21 protein-coding genes and 1 tRNA gene are annotated in these 22,780 nt (G+C 68.7%); 7 read left to right on the top strand and 15 right to left on the bottom strand.

What is annotated here, in order from left to right; genetic code table 11:
- Nucleotides 1-65: 65 nt before the first annotated feature.
- Nucleotides 66-434, top strand: a complete 369-nt coding sequence (locus tag CP978_RS35255; protein WP_043442065.1) for a DUF6344 domain-containing protein — start codon at nucleotides 66-68, stop codon at nucleotides 432-434.
- A 271-nt stretch (nucleotides 435-705) separates the two neighbouring features.
- Here the strand turns inward: CP978_RS35255 and CP978_RS17515 are convergent, their stop codons facing one another.
- From CP978_RS17515 to dnaA, 15 genes are all read right to left on the bottom strand, one after another.
- A complete protein-coding gene (locus CP978_RS17515) occupies nucleotides 706-1,521 on the bottom strand; it encodes an SAM-dependent methyltransferase (RefSeq protein WP_043442063.1) in 816 nt (271 codons plus the stop codon).
- Nucleotides 1,522-1,750: 229 nt separating this feature from the next.
- Nucleotides 1,751-2,527: an ectoine/hydroxyectoine ABC transporter ATP-binding protein EhuA gene (gene ehuA, locus CP978_RS17510; protein ID WP_043442060.1), complete on the bottom strand. Its 777-nt coding sequence runs from the start codon at nucleotides 2,525-2,527 to the stop codon at nucleotides 1,751-1,753.
- A 10-nt stretch (nucleotides 2,528-2,537) separates the two neighbouring features.
- Nucleotides 2,538-3,224, bottom strand: a complete 687-nt coding sequence (gene ehuD / locus CP978_RS17505) for an ectoine/hydroxyectoine ABC transporter permease subunit EhuD (RefSeq protein WP_043442057.1) — start codon at nucleotides 3,222-3,224, stop codon at nucleotides 2,538-2,540.
- Nucleotides 3,221-3,931, bottom strand: a complete 711-nt coding sequence (ehuC, locus tag CP978_RS17500) for an ectoine/hydroxyectoine ABC transporter permease subunit EhuC (RefSeq protein ID WP_043442054.1) — start codon at nucleotides 3,929-3,931, stop codon at nucleotides 3,221-3,223. The genes ehuD and ehuC overlap by 4 nt, the downstream gene beginning before the upstream one ends.
- A complete protein-coding gene (gene ehuB, locus CP978_RS17495) occupies nucleotides 3,928-4,833 on the bottom strand; it encodes an ectoine/hydroxyectoine ABC transporter substrate-binding protein EhuB (protein ID WP_052454579.1) in 906 nt (301 codons plus the stop codon). The genes ehuC and ehuB overlap by 4 nt, the downstream gene beginning before the upstream one ends.
- Before the next feature lie 247 nt (nucleotides 4,834-5,080).
- Nucleotides 5,081-5,275, bottom strand: coding sequence for a hypothetical protein (locus CP978_RS17490; RefSeq protein WP_043448820.1), 195 nt, complete (start codon nucleotides 5,273-5,275; stop codon nucleotides 5,081-5,083).
- A 211-nt stretch (nucleotides 5,276-5,486) separates the two neighbouring features.
- A tRNA-Ile gene (locus CP978_RS17485) sits at nucleotides 5,487-5,563 on the bottom strand.
- Nucleotides 5,564-5,808: 245 nt separating this feature from the next.
- Complete coding sequence (locus CP978_RS17480) at nucleotides 5,809-6,534, bottom strand: DUF3566 domain-containing protein (RefSeq protein WP_079162187.1); 726 nt, start codon at nucleotides 6,532-6,534, stop codon at nucleotides 5,809-5,811.
- 18 nt (nucleotides 6,535-6,552) lie between these two features.
- Entirely contained in the window at nucleotides 6,553-9,150 is a 2,598-nt protein-coding gene (gene gyrA, locus CP978_RS17475; protein WP_043442048.1) for a DNA gyrase subunit A, read from the bottom strand.
- A gap of 42 nt (nucleotides 9,151-9,192) precedes the next feature.
- Nucleotides 9,193-11,280: a DNA topoisomerase (ATP-hydrolyzing) subunit B gene (gene gyrB, locus CP978_RS17470; RefSeq protein WP_043442044.1), complete on the bottom strand. Its 2,088-nt coding sequence runs from the start codon at nucleotides 11,278-11,280 to the stop codon at nucleotides 9,193-9,195.
- A gap of 375 nt (nucleotides 11,281-11,655) precedes the next feature.
- Nucleotides 11,656-12,189, bottom strand: a complete 534-nt coding sequence (locus CP978_RS17465) for a DciA family protein (RefSeq protein WP_043442042.1) — start codon at nucleotides 12,187-12,189, stop codon at nucleotides 11,656-11,658.
- On the bottom strand, nucleotides 12,186-13,307 hold the full coding sequence (gene recF, locus CP978_RS17460; RefSeq protein WP_043442040.1) for a DNA replication/repair protein RecF: 1,122 nt from the start codon (nucleotides 13,305-13,307) through the stop codon (nucleotides 12,186-12,188). Before recF ends, CP978_RS17465 begins: the two co-directional genes overlap by 4 nt.
- A 53-nt stretch (nucleotides 13,308-13,360) precedes the next feature.
- Nucleotides 13,361-14,239: a phosphogluconate dehydrogenase (NAD(+)-dependent, decarboxylating) gene (gene gnd / locus CP978_RS17455; RefSeq protein ID WP_043442038.1), complete on the bottom strand. Its 879-nt coding sequence runs from the start codon at nucleotides 14,237-14,239 to the stop codon at nucleotides 13,361-13,363.
- Nucleotides 14,240-14,442: 203 nt separating this feature from the next.
- Nucleotides 14,443-15,573, bottom strand: a complete 1,131-nt coding sequence (dnaN, locus tag CP978_RS17450; protein WP_043442035.1) for a DNA polymerase III subunit beta — start codon at nucleotides 15,571-15,573, stop codon at nucleotides 14,443-14,445.
- Between the two features lie 1,139 nt (nucleotides 15,574-16,712).
- Complete coding sequence (gene dnaA, locus CP978_RS17440) at nucleotides 16,713-18,530, bottom strand: chromosomal replication initiator protein DnaA (RefSeq protein ID WP_043442034.1); 1,818 nt, start codon at nucleotides 18,528-18,530, stop codon at nucleotides 16,713-16,715.
- 395 nt (nucleotides 18,531-18,925) lie between these two features.
- On the opposite strand from dnaA, the gene rpmH reads away from it, so the two are divergent.
- The 6 genes from rpmH (at nucleotide 18,926) to rsmG (ending at nucleotide 22,494) form a co-directional block, all read left to right on the top strand.
- Nucleotides 18,926-19,063 (top strand): 50S ribosomal protein L34, encoded by a 138-nt coding sequence (rpmH, locus tag CP978_RS17435; protein ID WP_003956500.1) that lies wholly within the window; start codon nucleotides 18,926-18,928, stop codon nucleotides 19,061-19,063.
- An 18-nt stretch (nucleotides 19,064-19,081) separates the two neighbouring features.
- Entirely contained in the window at nucleotides 19,082-19,456 is a 375-nt protein-coding gene (gene rnpA, locus CP978_RS17430; RefSeq protein ID WP_079162186.1) for a ribonuclease P protein component, read from the top strand.
- Nucleotides 19,453-19,806 (top strand): membrane protein insertion efficiency factor YidD, encoded by a 354-nt coding sequence (gene yidD / locus CP978_RS17425; RefSeq protein ID WP_043442033.1) that lies wholly within the window; start codon nucleotides 19,453-19,455, stop codon nucleotides 19,804-19,806. Before rnpA ends, yidD begins: the two co-directional genes overlap by 4 nt.
- Nucleotides 19,807-19,809: 3 nt before the next feature.
- The gene (gene yidC / locus CP978_RS17420) at nucleotides 19,810-21,090 is read left to right on the top strand and encodes a membrane protein insertase YidC (protein ID WP_043442031.1); all 1,281 of its coding nucleotides are present in this window, start codon (nucleotides 19,810-19,812) and stop codon (nucleotides 21,088-21,090) included.
- A 15-nt stretch (nucleotides 21,091-21,105) separates the two neighbouring features.
- Entirely contained in the window at nucleotides 21,106-21,618 is a 513-nt protein-coding gene (locus tag CP978_RS17415; RefSeq protein ID WP_043442028.1) for a Jag family protein, read from the top strand.
- Nucleotides 21,619-21,777: 159 nt separating this feature from the next.
- Nucleotides 21,778-22,494, top strand: coding sequence for a 16S rRNA (guanine(527)-N(7))-methyltransferase RsmG (rsmG, locus tag CP978_RS17410; RefSeq protein ID WP_043442025.1), 717 nt, complete (start codon nucleotides 21,778-21,780; stop codon nucleotides 22,492-22,494).
- Nucleotides 22,495-22,780: the final 286 nt, after the last annotated feature.

Below are 22,780 nucleotides of genomic sequence, written 5' to 3'. Positions count from 1 at the left end.
CTTCGAGGCCTCCTTACACATCATGAGCAAAGTACGCAAATCGCCCGACCCGAAAGTGAGGGGACATGGCCCGGAACAAGCTCATGAAGCTCTGGACCGCCGTCGTCACCGCCTTCCTGGCCCTGTGCACGACGCTCGGACTGATCACCCCGACCGCCGCCGCGGCGGTACCCCAGCCCCAGCCGGAGCGCAACGGCAGCGTCGAGGAGACGCTGCCGGAGCAGCCCCAGGGAAGCTGGCCCCGAGACCGGTCCCTGCCCCCCACGATGAAACAACGGATCCGGGCCGAGGCCCACGGCTCCTCCCCGTCCTGCCGCCACCGACAGGCCGCCGCGGTCACACCTCCCGCGGTCCCCCTCGCCCGCTCCTCCCTCCGCCCCGGCTCCGACGCCGCGGCCCCGCCTCTCGAACAGACCACCCGGCAGCGGAACTGATCGCGGGCCCTCTCCTCCTGCACCACCGCCCCCACAAGGGGCACGCGGAACCACCCAGGCGACTTGCGTACGCCCTGCGGCACAACGGCCCGGCACCGCTCCCAGGTGCCGGGCCGTCGATGTCCTCGTGAATCCTCATGAACATGAACGTGAAACCCCCGGCCCGTCCGGACCGGGCACTCCTCGCCGGTGAGGCGACAGAAGGGCCTGTGCGCCAAGGACCTGTGCGCCCGGGATCACACGACCCGCGCCGCGCACCGGTCCGCTTCCCTCACGGCTTGCGGCCCACCCCGCACCACATCGGCAGCGCGCCGGGGGCCGGGCCGTCCGCGGGCTCGGGATGCCATTCGGGCAGCTGGACGACGCCCGGGTCCAGGAGCTCCGCGCCGTCGAAGAACCGGGTGACCTCGGCATGTGTGCGGGGCGTGGCTCCCGCGTGCTCGGCGGCCCGGTCGTTGTACACACGCATCGACTCGGCGACCTTCTCGGCCCCGATGTCCGCGGCCGGATGGGAGAGGACGACATGGCTGCCGGGGGCGAGCGCGTCGAGCAGCCGTCGCACGATGTCACGGGGATCGTCGACGTCCGGAATGTACTGGAGGACCGCCACGAGCATCAGTCCCACGGGCTGCGACAGATCCAGCGTCCGGCGAGCCGCCGTCAGGATGTCGTCCACATCACGCAGATCCGCCTGGAGATAGTCCGTCGCCCCTTCCGCGTTGCTGACCAGCAGGGCACGGGCGTGAGCCAGCACGATCGGGTCGTTGTCGACGTAGACGACCCGGGCGCCGGGATCGGCCCGCTGGGCCACCTCGTGGGTGTTGTCCGCCGCCGGGATCCCGGTGCCGATGTCGAGGAACTGCCGGATCCCCGCCTTCCCGACCAGCTGCCGCACCGCCCGCCCCAGGAACGCCCGGTTGGCCCGGACCGCCGGCACGATCTGCGGGTTGGCCGCGGCGGCCAGTTCGGCCGCCTCCCGGTCGGCGGGGTAGTTGTCCTTGCCGCCCAGCCAGGTGTTGTACACCCGCGCGGGATGGGCCATCGAAGAGTTGAAGGCCGCCGTTCCGCCCGCCGAACGCTCGCTCATGCCGACTCGCTCCCCTCGCCTCGCCCGGCCGGCGGCCTGCCGCAGCCGACAACAGGCAACTCAACTCCCTTATACACGAGCCTTGTTACGGGCATCAGCGAACGGCGTGAGTGCGCTCGGGGCCCACTCCGCACCCTGATCCGGCCCGGGTCGTGATCGCCGGGACGACAGCCGCGGGAGGGGCACGAGCCGGCTCTCGGGGCCGGCCCCGCGCCCCCGCTCCTCGTGGTCAGAGCACCGCGCCGAGGAACTCCCGGGTGCGGGGGTGCTCCGGCTCGCTGAAGATCTTCTCCGGGGCGCCCGACTCGATGACCCGCCCGGAATCGAACATCAGGATCTGGTCCGAGATGTCCCGGGCGAAGCCCATCTCATGGGTGACACAGAGCATCGTGATGTCCGTGGTGTGGGCGATGTCACGCAGGACATCGAGGACTCCGGCGACCAGCTCCGGGTCGAGCGCGGACGTCACCTCGTCGAGCAGCAGCACCTGCGGGCGCATCGCCAGCGCCCGGGCGATCGCGACGCGCTGCTGCTGCCCGCCGGAGAGCTGGCTCGGGTACTTGTCGAGGTGCTCGCCGAGCCCGACCAGGTCAAGCAGCTCGCGCGCCCGCTGCTCCGCCTCGTCCTTCGAGAGGCCGAGGACGGTGACCGGCGCCTCGGTGATGTTCCGCAGCACCCTCATGTTCGGAAACAGGTTGAACTGCTGGAAGACCATCCCGATGTTCTTGCGGATCTCCCGGACCTGTTTCTCGCCGGCCGGGAAGAGCCGCTGCCCGCCCACGGTGATGGTGCCCTCGTCGGGCGTGGCCAGGGTCATCAGCAGCCGCAGGATCGTCGTCTTGCCGGAGCCCGAGGGGCCGATCAGCGTGACATGTCTGCCCGCGTCCACCGAGAAGTCGAGCCGGTCGAGGACCGTGTGGTCGCCGAAGCGCTTGGTGACCTGGTCGAAGCGGATCAGCTCGCCGTCGGCCGCCGGCGGGCCGGTGCGGGCGTCGGGTTCCTTCATCAGGGGGGTGTCAGCGGACAAGGCGTCGCTCCAGGGCTCGCAGGAGGAGGGAGGCGGGACAGGAGATGAGCACGAAGGCCACACCGATGACGGTGAGCGGCTCGGTGAACTGGAAGTGCTGCTGGGAGAAGAGCCGCGCCTCACCGAGCATGTCGAGGACGGTGATCGTCATCAGCATCGGCGTGTCCTTGAGCATCGCGATCACATAGTTGCCGAGCGCCGGTACGACCCGGCGGATCGCCTGCGGCAGGATCACCGCGGTCCAGGCGCGCCGGGGCGGCAGGCTCAGCGCGGCGGCCGCCTCCCACTGGCCGGCGGGCACGGCCTCGATGCCGGCGCGGTAGACCTGCATCGTGTACGTCGAGTAGTGCAGCCCGATCGCGATGACACCGGTGGTCAGCGCGGACAGGGTCAGCCCCCACTCGGGAAGCACATAGAAGAGGAAGAAGAGCTGCACCAGCAGCGGGGTGTCACGAATGAACTCGGTCACCAGCGCCACCGGCCAGCGCACCAGGGCGTACCACCGGCGCGCGCCCGACGGGGCATGGGGGCGGGCCGGCGTATGCAGCAGCAGCGCCCACACCAGCCCGAGGGCGAAGGAGATCAGCGAGCCGAGGACCAGCGCCTGGAGGGTGACGAGCAGTCCGTCCCAGAAGTGCGGCAGGAAATCGCGTACGGCGCCCCAGTCCCACGTCACGAGGCGCCACCCCCGACCGTGCTCGCACCGGACCGCCGTACCGGCAGCGCAGGCCCTGGCACCTTCCCGGCCGCGGCCTTGAGCCGGTGTTCGAGCCCCCGCATCAGCCGGGTCAGCAGAAAGGCGATCACGAAGTAGACGAGCAGGATGTAGGTGTAGATCTGCGCGCTCTCCTGGAGCGCGAGCCGCACCAGATTGCCGCTGAACGCCAGGTCGCCCATGCCCATCACGGAGACCAGCGCGGTGCCCTTGAGCAGTTCGACCAGCAGATTGGAGAACGGCGGGATCATCTCCGGCACCGCCTGCGGCAGAAGGATCTTCCGCATCTGCTGCCACGGGGTGAAGCCCAGCGCCGTCCCGCCCTCGCGCTGCGCCGGGTCGACGGCGTTCAGAGCCCCGCGCACGATCTCGGCGCCGTACGCCCCGTACGTCAGCCCCAAAGCGAGGGTGCCCGCCCACATCGGCACCAGCTGCCAGCCGAAGGCGAGGGGCAGCACGAAGAACACCCAGAAGATCATGATCAGGGCCGAGGTGCCACGGAACACCTCCGTGTAGCAGCCCGCGAGAAAGCGGACGGCCCAGCGCCGGTGAGTGCGCGCGATACCGACGGCGAAGGAGACGGCCGCCGCGAGCAGCCCGCTGAACACCAGGAGCTGGACGGTGGTCCAGACACCCTTCAGTACGAGTTCCCAGAGTCCCGGGGTCATCCGCGGCACAGCTCCTTCGCCGTCATGTCGGTCATCTCGGCCCGGGTGAAGCCGAACGGACGCAGAATGCGGAGGAGCTCGCCGCTCTCCTTCATCTTCTTCAGCTCGGCGTTGAAGGCGTCCCGCAGTCCCGTCTCGGTGGGCCGGAACGCGAAGCCGCCGCCGTCGACGTGCGGTCTGCCCTTCACCAGGGGAGCGAAAGGCTCGGTGGCCTCCGCCGTGCGGGACTTCTTGACCACCTCGCGGGTGGTGAGCGCGGTCCCGGCGAACACATCGGCGCGCCCGGCCTCGACGGCGTTCAGCCCGGCCACCTGGTCGGGGACGATCAGGATGTCGCTCTGCCGGTAACCGGCCGCCACGGCGTACTCGATCTCGGCGTATCCGGTCCCGGTGGCGAACTTCGCCTTCTTCTCCACGACGTCCCGATAGGTGTGCAGCCCCTTCGGATTCCCCTTGCGCACGATGAAGGAGTCGAGCATCTGGTAGTCGGGGTCGGAGAAGACGACCTGCCGACAGCGCTCCGGGTTGATGTACATCCCGGCGGAGACGACGTCGAACTGCTGTGAGTTCAGTCCGGGAATGAGCGAGCCGAACTCGGTCGGCACGGGCTGGACACGGTCGACACCGAGCCGCCTGAAGATGACCTTCGCCAGCTCCGGGGCCTCACCGGTGAGGTCGCCGTTCCGGTCGATATAGCCGAAGGGGATCTCGCCGGCGATGCCGAGGCGGACGACGCCCTGCGCCTTGAGCCGGCCGAGCAGATCACCGCCCCGCGTCGTCGAGGCCGTGGCCACCCGACTGCAACCGGCGGCACCCAGCACACCGAACGCGGCGACACCGCCCAGCAGCGACCGTCTGGTGGTTCCGGGTTTGCGTGCGTCATTCGTCCGTGGTCGAACCATGGCCGCGCGGCTACCCGAGACCATGCGATCTATGCGAACCGCTTCCGTCCCCACGCCCGAGTGGCACGAAAAAAGCGCCTCCCACCTGGGGAGACGCTCTCTCTCGTAGGGAAGATCGTGGCTGAACAGGCTCTCACCTCGCCTCAACGTTCGCTGGGCTCCGAGATTGATCGCTGCCGTCCGTACCTGTCGGTGTCAGGCATTGGTGTCACATCAACAGGGCACTCCTGACAAGCTCGGTGACGTGCTAGCGGTCGCTAAGCGTCAGGATGTAAACCATCCCGAGGAAGGCAGCGAAGAGGACAACGACGGCAGTAATCGCGGCAACGACCATCAGCACCGTCGCGCCCACAATCGCTGCCCAGCCCACCCGAGTCATCCGCTTGGCTCGCTCGACTGCGCTCTCGTAGTCGCTGTCGTCGTACCAGTCTCGATCGGTCATGACACCCCCGGCCCGAAGCATAGAAGGCGGGTACAGCGGGAGAAGGGCGTCGGCCTGGTCCTCACAGGCGGTGTCCCGATGCCCGGGTTCTGCGCCCGTGAGCGGGAAGCGGTTGGTCTGCTCGCCGAGCTTCTGGAAGATCCACTGATCGGCTGATGTCAGCTGTAGATGTCAAAGGCCCCCGGACCAAATGGTCCGGGGGCCTTCTCGCTGGTGGGGCTAACAGGATTTGAACCTGTGGCCTCATCCTTATCAGGGATGCGCTCTAACCAACTGAGCTATAGCCCCGCCGCGCTCTGCGGTGTATGTCCCGCGCGCTGACTCCTGAAGATTAGCGCACGACGTGGGAAGTCCCAAAATCGATACCGGGGCCGTGGCCTCCCCGCTCTGTCGGACCGTTGCGGTCGCCCGGACGCAGAAGAGCGCATCCCTGTCGGGGATGCGCTCTTTCGTCGGCCGCGCGCCGGTGGGGCGCGCCGCCGTGCCTCGGTGAGGGCGCCCGAGGGGTCTCTCGGGCGCTCCCGGGACGAGGCCTACTCGTCCTCCGCCAGCGTCAGTTCGACGCCGCCCACGAAGCCCGCGGAGATGTTGTAGATGAACGCGCCGAGGGTCGCCAGCGCGGTCGCCAGGATGACGTCGATGACCGCGATCACCGCCGCGAAGGTCAGTACGCGCGGCAGCGACAGGAACGACTGGAGGTCGAAGCCGTTCGACTCGTTGGAGCCGGTGGCCTCGGCCAGTGTGCTGCCGACCGTCGAGAACACACCCATCGCGTCCATGACCATCCACAGCACCGCCGACGCGACGACGGTACAAATACCAAGCGCGACGGAGAGCAGGAAGCTGACCTTCATCACCGACCAGGGGTCGGCCTTCGACACCCGCAGCCGCGCCTTGCGGGTGCGCGGGGTGGTGCTCGCGCCGGTGCGGGGCTTGCGTACGGAGCCCGCCGGCTGCGTCTGGTACGCCTGCGGCGGGTGGTAGGGCCCCGCCGGCTGCTGGGGCCCGCGCTCCCCCGGCAGGGGGGAGGTGGGCTCCGGGACCGTGGCCTGCTGCGCACCCGGCACGGGCGTACCGGTCTGGGGAGCGGTCGGTCCCGCTCCCGTCGTCTGATGCCGGGCCCCCGGGCCTCGGGTGTCCGTCACAGTTCCCCCCTGGGATCCATGAGACTCATGGGAGTGGGCCGAGTCCGTGGCGGAGCCACGGCCGCCGCCGTCCGTTTGCGTATCGGTCGATCCGGCGCCCGTGGCTCCGCTCACGCTGACTCACTCCTCGTGCTACTCGGCCGAGGGCGCCTCACCCTCGTCCGTACCGCTGGTTGCGGCATCCTCGGCGGTCTCGTCCACGGCCTCGTCGCCGTCGACTTCCTCCGCCTCGCGCCCCGCCTCGGCGTTACGAGCGATGCCGACCACGGCATCTCGCTTGCCCAGGTTGATCAGTTGGACGCCCATGGTGTCACGGCCCGTCTCCCTGACCTCATTGACCCGGGTACGGATCACGCCACCCGACAGCGTGATGGCGAGGATCTCATCCGTCTCCTCGACCACCAGCGCGCCGACGAGCGAACCCCGGTCCTCGACGATCTTGGCAGCCTTGATACCGAGGCCGCCACGGCCCTGGACGCGGTACTCGTCGACGGCGGTCCGCTTCGCGTATCCGCCGTCCGTGGCAGTGAACACGAACGTACCGGGTCGGACCACATTCATCGAGAGCAGTTCGTCGCTCCCGCGGAAACTCATGCCCTTGACGCCCGAGGTGGCACGGCCCATGGGTCGCAGCGACTCATCGGTCGCGGTGAAGCGGATCGACTGGGCCTTCTTGCTGATCAGAAGCAGATCGTCGTCGGAGGAGACCAGCTCGGCCCCGATCAGCTCGTCGTCCGAACCGTCCTCCATCGCGCGGAGGTTGATCGCGATGACACCGCCGGAGCGCGGCGAATCGTAATCCTTCAGCGGCGTCTTCTTGACCAGACCGCCCTTGGTCGCGAGCACCAGGTACGGCGCGGCCTCGTAGTCGCGGACCGCGAGGATCTCGGCGATCGCCTCGTCCGGCTGGAAGGCCAGCAGATTGGCCACATGCTGACCACGCGCGTCCCGGCCGGCGTCCGGCAGCTCGTACGCCTTCGCCCGGTAGACCCGGCCCTTGTTGGTGAAGAACAGCAGCCAGTGGTGCGTCGTCGACACGAAGAAGTGGTTAACGATGTCGTCTTCCTTCAGCTTCGTGCCGCGCACGCCCTTGCCACCGCGCTTCTGGGCACGGTAGTCGTCGGTCTTGGTGCGCTTGATGTAGCCGCCGCGGCTGACCGTGACGACGATGTCCTCCTCGGCGATCAGGTCCTCGATGGACATGTCGCCCTCGAACGGCACCAGCTGGGTACGGCGGTCCTCGCCGTACTTCTCCACGATCGCGGTCAGTTCCTCGCTGATGATGCCGCGCTGGCGGACCGGCGAGGCGAGGATCGCGTTGTACTCGGTGATCTTCGCCTGGAGCTCGTCGTGCTCCTGGACGATCTTCTGCCGCTCCAGGGCGGCCAGTCGCCGCAGCTGCATCTCGAGGATGGCGTTCGCCTGGATCTCGTCGATCTCCAGCAGGCGCATCAGGCCCTCACGGGCGGTGTCGACGGTGTCGCTGCGCCGGATCAGCGCGATGACCTCGTCGATGGCGTCCAGGGCCTTCAGCAGACCGCGCAGGATGTGCGCCCGCTCCTCGGCCTTGCGCAGCCGGAAGCGCGTACGGCGGACGACGACCTCGACCTGGTGCGTCACCCAGTGGCGGATGAACGCGTCCAGGGACAGGGTGCGCGGCACGCCGTCGACGAGCGCCAGCATGTTGGCGCCGAAGTTCGTCTGCAGGTCGGTGTGCTTGTAGAGGTTGTTCAGGACGACCTTGGCGACCGCGTCCCGCTTGAGCACGATGACCAGCCGCTGACCGGTACGGGAGGACGTCTCGTCACGGACGTCCGCGATACCGCCGATCTTGCCGTCCTTCACCAGGTCGGCGATCTTCTGCGCGAGGTTGTCCGGGTTGACCTGGTACGGCAGCTCCGTGACCACCAGGCACTGGCGGTTCTGGATCTCCTCGACCTCGACGACCGCGCGCATGGTGATCGAGCCGCGGCCGGTGCGGTACGCCTCCTCGATGCCCTTGCGGCCCACCACCAGGGCGCCGGTCGGGAAGTCGGGGCCCTTGATGCGCTCGATCAGGGCGTCCAGCAGCTCCTCGTGCGAGGCGTCCGGGTGCTCCAGGTACCACTGGGCTCCGGCGGCGACCTCGCGGAGGTTGTGCGGCGGGATGTTGGTCGCCATGCCGACCGCGATACCGGCGGAGCCGTTGATCAGCAGGTTGGGGAAGCGGGACGGCAGGACCGTCGGCTCCTGGGACCGGCCGTCGTAGTTGTCCGTGAAGTCGACGGTGTCCTCGTCGATGTCCCGGACCATCTCCATGGACAACGGCGCCATCTTGCACTCGGTGTAGCGCATGGCGGCGGCGGGGTCGTTGCCCGGGGAGCCGAAGTTTCCGTTGGAGTCCACCAGCGGCATCCGCATCGACCACGGCTGCGCCAGACGGACCAGCGCGTCGTAGATCGAGGAGTCGCCGTGCGGGTGGTAGTTGCCCATGACGTCGCCGACGACGCGGGCGCACTTGTAGAAGCCCTTCTCGGGCCGGTAGCCGCCGTCGTACATCGCGTACAGGACACGGCGGTGCACGGGCTTCAGACCGTCCCGTACATCGGGCAGCGCACGCGAGACGATGACGGACATCGCGTAGTCGAGGTAGGAGCGCTGCATCTCCGTCTCGAGCCCGACGGGCTCGACGCGCAGAGTGGTCTCGCCGCCCTCTGCCTCAGGGGTGCTCGGAGTGTTCTCGTCGGCCATTGCTGGTCAAGATCCTTCCTGGTGCGGTCAGCTGAGACCGACTCAGATGTCGAGGAAGCGGACGTCCTTGGCGTTGCGCTGGATGAACGCGCGGCGTGCCTCGACGTCCTCGCCCATGAGGACCGAGAACAGGTCGTCGGCCTGGGCCGCGTCGTCGAGGGTGACCTGGCCGAGAACACGGTGGTCGATGTCCATGGTGGTCACGCGCAGCTCCTCGGCGTTCATCTCGCCGAGGCCCTTGAAGCGCTGCACCGAGTCGTCCCTGATCCGCTTGCCGTTGCTGCGGCCCAGTTCGATCAGTGCGTCGCGCTCGCGGTCCGAGTACGCGTACTCGAAATCGTCCCGGCCCCACTTGATCTTGTAGAGCGGCGGGCGGGAGAGGAACACATGGCCGGCCTCGACCAGCGGCCGCATGAAGCGGAAGAGGAACGTCAGCAGCAGGGTGTTGATGTGCTGGCCGTCGACATCGGCGTCCGCCATCAGGATGATCTTGTGATAGCGGAGCTTGGAGATGTCGAAGTCCTCGTGCACACCGGTGCCGAAGGCGGAGATCAGCGCCTGGATCTCCTGGTTCTGCAGGATCTTGTCGATCCGCGCCTTCTCGACGTTGAGGATCTTGCCCCGGATCGGGAGGATCGCCTGGTACTGCGGGTTGCGGCCGGACTTGGCCGAGCCGCCGGCGGAGTCACCCTCGACGATGAAGATCTCGCACTTGGTGGGGTCGTTCGACTGGCAGTCGGAGAGCTTGCCCGGCAGCGACGCGGTCTCCAGGAGACCCTTGCGGCGGGTGAGGTCGCGGGCCTTGCGGGCCGCCACGCGCGCGGTGGCCGCCTGGATGGACTTGCGGATGATGTCCGCGGCCTCGTTCGGGTTGCGGTCCAGCCAGTCGTTGAGGTGCTCGTGCACGACCTTCTGCACGAAGGTCTTCGCCTCCGTGTTGCCCAGCTTGGTCTTGGTCTGGCCCTCGAACTGGGGCTCGCCCAGCTTGACCGAGATGATCGCGGTCAGACCCTCGCGGATGTCGTCACCCGTGAGGTTGTCGTCCTTCTCGCGCAGCAGCTTCTTGTCGCGCGCGTACCGGTTGATCAGGCTGGTGAGCGCGGCCCGGAAGCCCTCCTCGTGCGTACCGCCCTCGTGGGTGTGGATGGTGTTCGCGAAGGAGTAGACGCCCTCGCTGTACCCGTTGTTCCACTGCATCGCGACCTCGGCGGACAGGAGCTTGTCCTTGTCCTCGGCCTCGATGGAGATCACCGAGGGGTGCACCACGTCTCCCTTGCGGGAGTTGAGGTACTTCACGAAGTCGACGATGCCGCCCTCGTAGTGGTACGTGACGGTCTTGACCTCGGGGGCCTCGTCCGCGCCCGCCTCGTCCGCCCCGGAGGTGGCCTTCGCCGACTCGCGCTCGTCGGTGAGCCTGATCGTCAGGCCCTTGTTGAGGAACGCCATCTCCTGGAAACGCCGTGACAGCGTCTCGAAGGAGTAATCCGTGGTCTCGAAGATGTCCGGGTCGGCCCAGAAGCTGACCGTGGTACCGGTCTCTGACGTCTCCTCGTGCCGCGCCAGCGGAGCCGTCGGGACGCCCATCTTGTAGTCCTGCGTCCAGCGGTGACCGTCGGTCTGCACCTCGACGGACACCTTGCTCGACAGGGCGTTCACCACGGACACGCCCACGCCGTGCAGACCGCCGGAGACCGCGTAACCGCCGCCGCCGAACTTGCCGCCCGCGTGCAGGACGGTCAGCACGACCTCGACGGCCGGCTTGTTCTCGGAGGGGACGATGCCCACCGGGATGCCACGGCCGTTGTCGACGACACGCACACCGCCGTCGGCGAGGATCGTGACGTCGATCGTGTCCGCGTAACCGGCCAGCGCCTCGTCGACGGAGTTGTCGACGACCTCGTACACAAGGTGGTGGAGTCCACGCTCACCGGTCGAGCCGATGTACATGCCGGGTCGCTTGCGGACCGCGTCCAGACCCTCGAGGACGGTGATGGCGCTGGCGTCGTACGAGGCTGCGGCCTCGCCGTTCGAGGCGATGGCCGCGTCGTCGTTCACGCCGGCGTCGGTGGACGGGATGTTCTCGTTGGGGTTGCCGGAATCGGCCACGAAGCGCCCTTTCTGGCACAGCACAAGGCAGGCTCGTCGGCGGGTTGCCGGAGCGGCTGCGGCATGTTGCGTCGGTAAGCCTTGATCAGCGTTGCTCAGCTTTTCCCGGACGGTCCCCACGAGTGGGGCGGGATTGCTCCCAGTCTACCGGTAGCGCTGACAGTGATGGGGGTTTGCCGGTACCTGAGTCCGCATGTGCCGCCCTCAACCGGTCTCGTCCGACTCCCCATATGCGGAGCGGGGCTCCAGGAGGCCCTGAGCGGCACTCAGCGCTTCCGGCCGTCAACCCTTGGCTACGTCGGAGTCAGGACGGTGTTCGCACCCGCGTGCGAGCACCCGAAATCGCCGCCGACACCCGCTCCGAGCTGCCGGAAGTGATGTCGGTCACGCCGGGCCGTATCACCCGTAGGTGTCCCCCGGACCCGTGCTCCCGGGGGCGCGCAGCGGGCCGAAGCGGCGGACCGGGCCGCCGGGACCCTGGACCTTGATCAGCCGCACGGTGCCGTGCCCGAGGTCCTCGTTCAGGCGCGCGACCAGTTGCGGGGCCAGCAGCCGCAGCTGGGTCGCCCAGGCCGTGGAGTCGCAGCCGACGGTCAGGACGCGGTCGTCCTCGTCATAGCGCTGGGGTACGCAGTGCCGGGCGAGGTCCTCGCCGACGATCTGCGGCCAGCGGCCCATCACGCCGCCCACCGCCGCCGGGGTCTCCCAACCGCGCTCGGTGATCAGCCGGTTGATGGCCGCGCCGAGCGCCATGGGGTCACGGCGGTCGGCACGGGCACCGGAGCGCAGGCCGCCGCGCCGCGCCTGCCTCTTCTGCTGCGCGGCGTCCCCCCGGGCGCGTGCCTGTTCCTTCGCGGCCCTGAGCGCCACCCGCGCGAGGTCCACGCCCGACAGCTCGGGGGCCTTCTCGGGGGCGGGATCGTCGGTGCTCATGCGCGCTCCACGGTGCCGTCGGACACGGCGTAGCGCGTCCCCTCGAGCAGATGCGGTACGTCGTCGTCGACCGCGGCGGTGACCAGGACCTGCTCCCCCGGCGCGACCAGTTCGGCCAGGCGTTCACGGCGGCGGGCGTCCAGCTCGGCGAAGACGTCGTCCAGGACGAGCACCGGCTCGTTGCCCTCCGCGCGCAGCAGGTCGTAGGAGGCCAGGCGGAGGGCCAGCGCATAGGACCAGGACTCGCCGTGGGACGCGTATCCCTTGGCGGGCAGCTCACCGAGCCTGAGCAGCAGCTCGTCCCGATGGGGGCCCACCAGGGTGACACCGCGCTCGATCTCCTGCTTGCGGGCCTCGGCGAGCGCGGCCGTCAGCTGCTCCTGGAGCCCCTCGCGCCCCTGGGCCTCGCCCGGCGCGGACGGCTTGTACTCCAGGGTGACCGGGCCTCCGCCGGGTGCCAGCCGCTCGTAGGCCTTGTCGGCGAGCGGCTGGAGCGCGGTGATCAGATCGAGCCGCCGGGCGAGCAGTTCGGCACCCGCGCGTGCCAGGTGCTGGTCCCAGACGTCCAGCGTGGACAGGTCCGCCCCGCGGCCGCCGTGGCGGCGGGCCATTGCCGCCGTCTTGAGCAGGGTGTTGCGCTGTTTGAGCACCCGGTCGTAGTCGGAGCGGACGCCGGCCATGCGCGGGGAGCGGGCGGTGATCAGCTCGTCGAGGAAGCGACGGCGTTCGCCCGGGTCGCCCTTGACCAGGGCGAGGTCCTCGGGCGCGAACAGCACGGTCCGTACGATGCCCAGCACATCACGGGGTCTGACCTGCGCGGACCTGTTGATGCGGGCGCGGTTGGCCCGGCCGGGGTTCAGCTCCAGCTCGACCAGTTGCTGTCGGTCTCCCTGCCTGACCTGCGCCCGGACGATCGCGCGCTCGGCGCCCATGCGGACCAGGGGGGCGTCGGAGGAGACGCGGTGACTGCCGAGGGTGGCCAGATAGCCGACCGCCTCGACGAGGTTCGTCTTGCCCTGCCCGTTGGGGCCGACGAACGCGGTGACGCCCGGGTCGAGCGGGACCTCGACCCGGGCGTAGGAGCGGAAGTCGGCCAGCGACAGATGCGTGACGTGCATGGTCGTTCGCCGACCTCCCTCAGGGGTTGTGGACCGCCGCGCGGCCCTGTGGACTACTTCTTCTCGACCGCGTGGCCGCCGAACTGATTGCGCAGCGCCGCGATCATCTTCATCTGCGGGGAGTCGTCCTGCCGGGAGGCGAACCGGGCGAACAGCGAGGCGGTGATCGCGGGCAGCGGCACCGCGTTGTCGATCGCGGCCTCGACGGTCCAGCGGCCCTCGCCGGAGTCCGAGGCATAACCGCGCAGCTGGTCCAGGTGCTCGTCCTCGTCCAGGGCGTTGACCGCGAGGTCCAGCAGCCAGGAGCGGATGACCGTGCCCTCCTGCCAGGAGCGGAAGACCTCGCGGACGTTCTCCACGGAGTCGACCTTCTCCAGCAGCTCCCAGCCCTCGGCGTAGGCCTGCATCATGGCGTACTCGATGCCGTTGTGGACCATCTTCGCGAAGTGGCCCGCACCGACCTTGCCCGCGTGCACCGCGCCGAACTCGCCCTCGGGCTTGAGGGCGTCGAAGACCGGCTGCACCTTGGCGATGTCCTCGGCGTCGCCGCCGTACATCAGCGCATAGCCGTTCTCCAGGCCCCAGACACCGCCGGAGACCCCGCAGTCCACAAAGCCGATGCCCTTGGCCGCGAGCTGCTCGGCGTGCTTCTCGTCGTCGGTCCAGCGGGAGTTGCCGCCGTCCACGACGACGTCGCCGGGCTCCAGGAGCTCGGCGAGCTCGTCGATCGTGGACTGGGTCGGGGCGCCGGCCGGGACCATCACCCACACCGTACGAGGGCCCTCGGCGAGCTTGCCCACAAGCTCCTCGAGGCTCTGGACATCGGCGAGGTCCGGGTTGCGGTCGTATCCGACGACGGTGTGGCCCGCGCGGCGTATCCGCTCGCGCATGTTGCCGCCCATCTTGCCGAGGCCGACGAGACCGAGCTCCATCAGTTGTTCCTTAGAGTGCGACGTGGCATGAGGGGCACTGCGTACCCGCGTCGAGCCTAAACCCGGACCCTCCTGCACACCTGTGGGCATACGCGCTCAGACGTAGGCCCCGACCTGCGGCTTCGTCCGGTGGTGACCGGCGCACGGGGGATCACCCGAGGCCGTGCACCACCGGACCTGCCGACGGTGACCGGTGCAAAGGCTCAGCCGCTCAGCCGCACCGGCATGATCAGGTACTTGTACGCCTCGTCCGCCTCGGCGTCCACGGCCGGCCTTCCGCTGAGCAGAGCGGGCTTGGTGGACGTGGTGAAGGACAGCTGCGCCACCGGGGAGTCGATCGCGCTCAGGCCGTCCAGCAGGAAGGTCGGGTTGAAGGCGATCGAGATGTCGTCGCCCTCCAGCTGGGCGTCGACCCTTTCCACAGCCTGTGCGTCGTCGCTGGAGCCCGCCTCGAGGATCAGCACGCCCTGCTCGAAGCTGAGGCGCACCGGGGTGTTGCGCTCGGCGACCAGGGAGACGCGCTTGACGGCCTCCACGAAGGGGGCGGTCTCGATGACGGCGACCGAGTTGAACTCCGTCGGGAACAGCGTGCGGTACTTCGGGAGGTCGCCCTCCAGCAGCCGGGTCGTGGTCCGTCGGCCGGCGCCCTCGAAACCGATCAGGCCCTCGCCCGCGCCCGAGCCGGACAGCGCCAGGATCACGCTGTCGCCGCTGGTCAGTGCCTTGGCGGTGTCCAGGAGGGTCTTCGCGGGCACCAGGGCGACCGCGGAGGCCTCCGGGTTCTCCGGCTTCCACAGGAACTCCCGGACCGCGAAGCGGTAGCGGTCGGTGGAGGCCAGGGTGACCGTGTCGCCCTCGATCTCGATGCGCACACCGGTGAGGACGGGCAGCGTGTCGTCGCGTCCGGCGGCGATGGCGACCTGCTGCACCGCGGACGCGAACACCTCGCCCGGGACCGTGCCCGTGGCGCTCGGCATCTGCGGCAGCGACGGGTACTCCTCCACGGGCAGCGTGTGGAGGGTGAACCGGGAGGTGCCGCAGACCACCGTCGCCCGCACCCCGTCCGTGGAGATCTCCACCGGACGGTTGGGCAGGGCCCGGCAGATGTCGGCGAGGAGGCGGCCGGAGACGAGGACCGTGCCCTCCTCCTCGACCTCGGTCTCCACGGACACCCGTGCGGAGACCTCGTAGTCGAAGCTGGACAGGCTCAGCTGGCCGTCCTCGGCCTTCAGCAGCAGGCCGGCGAGGACCGGCGCCGGCGGACGGGCCGGGAGACTGCGCGCCGCCCAGGCCACTGCCTCCGCGAGTACGTCGCGTTCCACCCGGATCTTCACCTAAGCCGCCTCCTGCTGTTGCCGGCGTTCTCGCCCTGCCTGGCCTTCGTCGTCTGACTCGGTGTCGTGGGTCCCGGTGAGGGGAAGGACACCGGGGACCAGTCTGACGCACCGCAGTGACAGTGGGTGCCTCTCGGGGTCAAGTCGTGACGAGGGGCGGTCGGGAGCCGGAGAGCGAGTTGTGCACAGGACCCGCTTCGAAACGGATTCCCAGCTCTCTCTAGTTGGTAGTAGTAGTAGGGCCTGTGGATACCGTGGATAACCGTGTTTTCCCAGGCCAGAGGCGAGATTTTGTCCACGGGCCCTGTGGGTGCGGGCGGTGGACAACCGGGGCTCTCTGTGGAGAACGGAAAGTTCTGCACACCCCGTGCACAGCCTCGGGGCACTTCTCCCCAGCGGCGTCCCCAGCTTTACCCACCTTTCCCACAGTCCAACCCGGCACCTTGATGTGACGCCTTTCACTCGGGCCGGTGAGGAGCCGCGCCGGGTTGCCGAACAGTGGACAGGGCTGTGGAGAAGCCGGGAACGGCTGGGGACAACCGGCCCCGGCCTGTGGGCCGTCGGTGGACAACCTTCCGCGCGCCTTGTGGATCTTCGCGTCGTCCACAGTCTGTGGAGATCGTTCGTCCACGGATCCACAACCGGCTGAGCTGGCATGATCGTCTGCCCGCGGCCCCACCTGTGGACACGATCTGGACAACTTCACAGTCCCCAGGATGTGGACGGAAGAAAGTCACCGGATCTGTGGAGGGTGGCCGTAACCCTCCAGGTATTCGAACAGCGGGTGACGGATGCGTGCGCCCCGGGGAGCGGCGGAGAACGGCGGAGGCGGTCCTCCGGGTGCAGATTCGAGGCAGATTCAAGAAGGTGCCGAGGGGCGCCGAGCGGGCGCCGCGGAGTTCTGCGGGAGGCAGGGACGGCTCCTGGAGGCCGTGGGACGCGTTCCCGAGCGGGGCGCGGCGGCCCCGACGCCGACGCGGTCTCAGGACGGGCCCGAGGACGTCCTGAGGGCATCGCGCACGACGGCGGACCCCGGGCACGACGGTGGCCCCGGCGCACGGTGACAGGCGTGACGCACGACGGAGGGGGTTCTCGGGCCACTTCCCGAGAACCCCCTCCGTGCCGTCCGTGTGCGGCGGTCAGCCGTTCTTGATGCGGTTGGTGAGCTCGGTCACCTGGTTGTAGATGGAGCGCCGCTCGGCCATCAGGGCACGGATCTTGCGGTCGGCGTGCATCACCGTCGTATGGTCCCGGCCGCCGAACTGTGCGCCGATCTTGGGCAGCGAGAGATCCGTCAGCTCACGGCAGAGATACATCGCGATCTGGCGGGCGGTCACCAGGGCGCGGCCGCGCGAGGTGCCGCACAGGTCCTCCACCGTCAGCCCGAAGTAGTCCGCGGTGGCCGCCATGATGGCGGTCGCGGTGATCTCCGGGGCGGTGTCCTCGCCGCCGGGGATCAGATCCTTGAGGACGATCTCCGTGAGGCCCAGGTCGACCGGCTGCCGGTTGAGCGACGCGAACGCCGTCACCCGGATCAGCGCCCCCTCCAGCTCACGGATGTTGCGCGAGATGCGGGAGGCGATGAACTCCAGCACCTCCGGCGGCGCATTGAGCTGCTCCTGCACCGCCTTCTTGCGCAGGATCGCGATGCGCGTCTCCAGCTCGGGCGGCTGGACGTCGGTGATCAGACCCCACTCGAAGCGGTTGCGCAGCCGGTCCTCCAGGGTGACCAGCTGCTTGGGCGGCCGGTCCGAGGACAGCACGATCTGCTTGTTGGCGTTGTGGAGCGTGTTGAAGGTATGGAAGAACTCCTCCTGGGTCGATTCCTTCTGCGCCAGGAACTGGATGTCGTCGACCAGCAGGATGTCCATGTCGCGATAGCGCCTGCGGAACGCGTCCGCCTTGCCGTCGCGGATGGAGTTGATGAACTCGTTGGTGAACTCCTCGGAGCTCACGTACCGCACACGCGTGCCGGGGTAGAGGCTGCGCGCGTAGTGCCCGATCGCATGCAGCAGATGGGTTTTGCCCAGCCCCGACTCCCCGTAGATGAACAGGGGGTTGTACGCCTTCGCCGGTGCCTCGGCGACGGCGACCGCGGCCGCGTGCGCGAACCGGTTCGAGGCGCCGATGACGAACGTGTCGAAGAGGTACTTCGGGTTGAGCCGCGCGGTGGGCTCGCCGGGACCGGTCGTCGAGGACTGCCGGTCGCCCGACGAGCCGGGGACACCCGGACCGCCGCGGTGCACCGGCCCACCGCCGGACGGCGGCTCGGGGAGCTCGCGCCGGTCGGGGCGCTGCTGCTCGAAGTCGGGGCGCCCGCTCTCGTACTCCGGGTGCTGCTCGTACGAGGACCGCTCCAGCGACTGGGCGCGGTAGTCCGGGGGCGGCGTCGCATACGGGTCGCGCTCCGGGTAGCCCAGGCGCTGCTGCTGCCAGCCGTAGTCGTCCTGGGAGGGGCGCGGCCAGGCGCCGGGCTCCGGACGCTGGTACTCGCCCGGGTAGGCGGGGCGGGGGGTGGGCAGCTGGTCGCCGGGGCCGGCGGGCAGTTGGTCATGGCGGCCGGCCCGATGGCGGCCGTATCCCTCGTAGCCGCCCTGGCCGTCATAGGGGTCCCGGACCTGGGGGGAGGAGGGCTCGTGCGCCTCGTAGCGGGACGGCGCGGGCGGTGCCGGGGGCTCGCCCATGGAGTCGTCGACGGTGATCGCGATGCGGATCGGCCTGCCGCACTCGCGGCTCAGCGTCTCGCTGACGACCGGTGCGAGCCGGCCTTCCAGGACGCCCTTGGCGAACTCGTTCGGCACGGCGAGCAGCGCGGTGTCGGCGACCAGTGCCAGCGGCTGGCACCGCTTGATCCAGTGCTCGTCCTTGGCCTCGACACCCGGACCAGGCCCGTCACCCAGGAGCTGCTCCAGTACGTGTGGCCACACTGCGGCAAGATCGGCAGGTACGTCGGCCACAGAGCACGCTCTCTCACAGGTCCCACGAACGTGGTGCGGGACGGGTCGGGGATGTAAATCGGATGGGGCAGGGACAAGGGAACGAATCGGAGTTCAGCCACGGTAGTCAGGGCGACCGGTGCGGTTCAAGTTGTTGTCCCCAGCCTGTGGACAAGTGTCCCCCGTCCGCCATTGGTTTGACCGGACGACCTAGCCGCGCGTACCGTAACGAGGTCGAGTTGTCGATGGCTGCTGCCGCCTGCCTCCGATGGGCACAGATCACGCACCCGTGCCGACCAGGGCACACTTCGGTGATCGGAAAGCGGTGCACTCGGGCGTAATACGAGCTACTCGTGGGCGCACGGTGACAGCCAGGCGACGCCCCGCCACCACCGAATCATTACTGGAGCCCCCGAGTGAGCAAGCGCACCTTCCAGCCGAACAATCGTCGTCGCGCGAAGACCCACGGCTTCCGGCTGCGGATGCGCACCCGTGCCGGCCGCGCCATCCTGGCGTCCCGCCGCAGCAAGGGTCGCGCCCGCCTGTCCGCCTGATCGCGTACAGGTCATGACGTGCTGCCTACCGAACATCGGCTGAGGCGGCGCGAGGACTTCGCGACCGCGGTACGCCGAGGACGCCGGGCCGGACGCCCGCTACTCGTCGTCCACCTTCGCAGCGGTGCCACGGACCCGCACGTGCCTGGGGAGAGCGCTCCCCCGACGCGTGCGGGTTTCGTCGTGAGCAAAGCCGTGGGGGGTGCGGTCGTGCGCAACAAGGTGAAGCGCAGGCTTCGCCATCTGATGCGTGACCGAGTGGCCCTGCTGCCCCCCGGTAGCCTGGTAGTCGTACGAGCGCTACCCGGCGCGGGTGACGCCGTTCATGCACAGCTGGCCCGAGACCTGGACGCCGCACTTCAGCGGCTGCTGGGAGGAGGGAACGCGCGATGAAGTACCCGCTGCTGGCGCTGATCAAGCTCTACCAGTGGACGATCAGTCCCCTGCTCGGACCGGTGTGCAAGTACTACCCGTCGTGTTCCCACTACGGCTACACGGCCATAGACCGGCACGGTGCGGTCAAGGGGACGGCACTGACCGCCTGGCGCATCCTGCGGTGCAATCCGTGGTCGCTCGGCGGCGTGGACCATGTCCCGCCGCGCAAGCGCCCACGGTGGCACGAAATGCTGCGCGACGCCTGGCGTGCACGCAAGGGCGGGTCCTCCGCCGCCGAACCGGCCACCGAGGGGCAGATCCCTTCGAGCCCGGCCGCAGAGACCTCGTCCCATGTCCAAGGAGCATGATTAGTGGACACGATTGCCAGCCTCTTCAGCTTCATCACCACACCCGTCTCCTGGGTCATCGTCCAGTTCCACACGGTGTACGGCGCACTCTTCGGCGCCGACACGGGCTGGGCCTGGGGCCTGTCCATCGTGTCCCTGGTGATCCTGATCCGTATCTGCCTGATCCCGCTCTTCGTGAAGCAGATCAAGGCGACCCGGGCCATGCAGACGCTGCAGCCCGAGATGAAGAAGATCCAGGAGCGCTACAAGAACGACAAGCAGCGTCAGTCCGAAGAGATGATGAAGCTGTACAAGGAGTCGGGCACCAACCCGCTCTCCTCGTGCCTTCCCATCCTGGCGCAGTCCCCGTTCTTCTTCGCCCTGTACCACGTGCTCAACGGCATCGCGTCGGGCAAGACCATCGGCGTCATCAACGACCAGCTGCTCGCCAGCGCCCAGAAGGCGCACATCGTCGGCGCTCCGCTGGCCGCGAAGTTCACCAACAGCGCGGACGTGGTCACCGCGCTCGGCGCCACGCTGACCGATGTCCGGGTCGTGACCGCGGTCATGATCGTCCTGATGTCGGCGTCGCAGTTCTACACCCAGCGCCAGCTGATGACCAAGAACGTCGACACCACGGTGAAGACGCCCTTCATGCAGCAGCAGAAGATGCTGATGTATGTCTTCCCCGTCATGTTCGCGGTCTTCGGCATCAACTTCCCGGTCGGTGTCCTCGTCTACTGGCTGACCACCAACGTGTGGACCATGGGCCAGCAGATGTATGTCATCCGCAACAACCCGACCCCGGGTTCCAAGGCTCAGGCCGCTTACCTTGAGCGTCTGCACAAGCACGTCACGCATCACGGCAAGACCCGCAGCCGGAGCGAGCGGACCATCGTCAAGGCAATCGTCGCCAAGGGCCGTGACCGCAACGAGTTCGAGCGCAAGTTCATCAACGGACTGAGCAAGGCGGGTCTGGTCGCCCAGGCCGACGGCACCGTGGTGAAGAGCGAGGCCTCGGCGGTGGCCACCCTCGAGGACGGTACGCCGACGACCGCCGCCCCCAAGCGTCAGCAGCCCAAGCGGCAGAGCAAGGCGCAGCGTCAGTCCGGTGGCCCCAAGTCGGCGGAGGACTCCGAGGAGTCCTCGCCGTTGCTGGACGAGTCCGACGAGCAGCAGGGCGCCAAGCCGGCCGAACCCGCGAAGAAGGCCACGTCCCAGCCCGGCTCGTCCGGTGCCCGAAGCAGGGCCCAGTCCGGCCAGCGCAAGGGGCCTCAGCGGCCCAAGTCCCCGTCCAAGAAGTAAGAAGGAGTCCATCCCGTGACGGAAGGCACCACCTCCGCCGCTGCCGAGGGCGCGGACACCCTGACCCGCCTGGAGCAGGAAGGCGAGATCGCGGCGGACTACCTCGAGGGTCTGCTGGACATCGCCGACCTCGATGGCGATATCGACATGGACGTCGAGGCCGACCGCGCATCCGTGTCGATCATCAGTGACACGGACGGCCGCGACCTGCAGAAGCTGGTCGGTCGTGACGGCGAGGTGCTGGAGGCGCTTCAGGAGCTGACGCGCCTGGCCGTGCACCGGGAGACCGGCGACCGCAGCCGGCTGATGCTGGACATCGCGGGCTACCGCGCCAAGAAGCGGGCGGAGCTCTCCGAGCTCGGCTCCAAGGCGGCGGCCGAGGTGAAGAGCACCGGAGAGGCCGTGAAGCTCAAGCCGATGACGCCCTTCGAGCGCAAGGTCGTGCATGACGCGGTCAAGGCCGCGGGGCTGCGCAGCGAGTCCGAGGGCGAGGAGCCGCAGCGCTTCGTCGTCGTGCTGCCCGCCTGATTCGGTCCGTACGTTTTTCGGCCCCGTCTGTTGCGCAGGCGGGGCCGAAGTTTGTCAGCCTGGTAATCCCTCTTGGCTGCGGTCCGGGCAGCCGTTGGTTTCCGATAGTTCTGGTGGTCTGCGCCCAGTGCGCTCATGCGGTACGGAAGGACGGTCCCTGTGACGGAGGCAGTAGAGCTTCCCCCTGCGCCCGAGCAAGCGCGCGAGGTGTTCGGCGATCGCTTCGCGGACGCGGTCCGCTATGCGGAGCTGCTGGCCGAGGCCGGTGTGCAGCGTGGTCTGATCGGCCCGCGGGAAGTGCCCCGGCTGTGGGAGCGACACCTGCTGAACTGTGCGGTGCTCTCCGAGGTCGTGCCCGAGGGGGTGACCGTGTGCGATGTCGGCTCTGGTGCCGGGCTGCCCGGTATCCCCCTGGCACTCGTCCGGGAAGACCTGAAGATCACGTTGCTGGAGCCTCTACTGCGGCGGACCAATTTCCTCAGCGAGGTCGTCGAGCTGCTGAGCCTCGACCATGTCACCGTCGTCCGCGGTCGCGCCGAAGAGGTCATGGGAACCCTGCCCCCGGTCCATGTGGTGACAGCGCGTGCCGTGGCCCCGCTGGACCGTCTGGCCACCTGGGGCATCCCTCTGCTCCGTCCATACGGGGAAATGCTTGCGCTCAAGGGCGACGCGGCCGAGGAGGAGCTGAAGAGCGCCGCCACCGCCCTGACCAAGCTCGGTGCTGTGGAGACGTCCATCCTGCATGTCGGCGAGGGAATCGTGGATCCGCTGTCGACCGTGGTGCGTGTGGAGGTCGGGGAGAGCCCCGGCGGCGTGCGCTTCGCGGCCAAGCGGGCGAAGGCCGCCCGGGCGGGGCGGACACGTCGACGTCGTTGAACGGGTGATGTCGGTGCGGCAGCCGACTGATTCGTCCTGATGGCTGGCTATACGCCACACAAGGTGCCGAACCGGCGCATCTCGGAGTGTCGCGGAGACCCAGCCGAAGCCGCTGTGCATCGTGTTTCACGTGAAACGTCGCTCACTGCTGCACGGCATCATCAGTCGCGGCCGCGCCGCGGCCGAACCCCGCGAACGTAAGCCTCTCGGGTCCCTCGGAGAACCGTCCACCCTTGACGTCGCGCCCCTCGTGGGGGGCACGGAGTTGTCCACAGAGGTGGATTTC

Origin of the sequence: Streptomyces nodosus, from assembly GCF_008704995.1 — a bacterium.
GTDB lineage: Bacteria > Actinomycetota > Actinomycetes > Streptomycetales > Streptomycetaceae > Streptomyces > Streptomyces nodosus.
The sequence above is the reverse complement of the archived record's forward strand: the minus strand, read 5'-3'. Positions and strand labels throughout refer to the sequence as shown.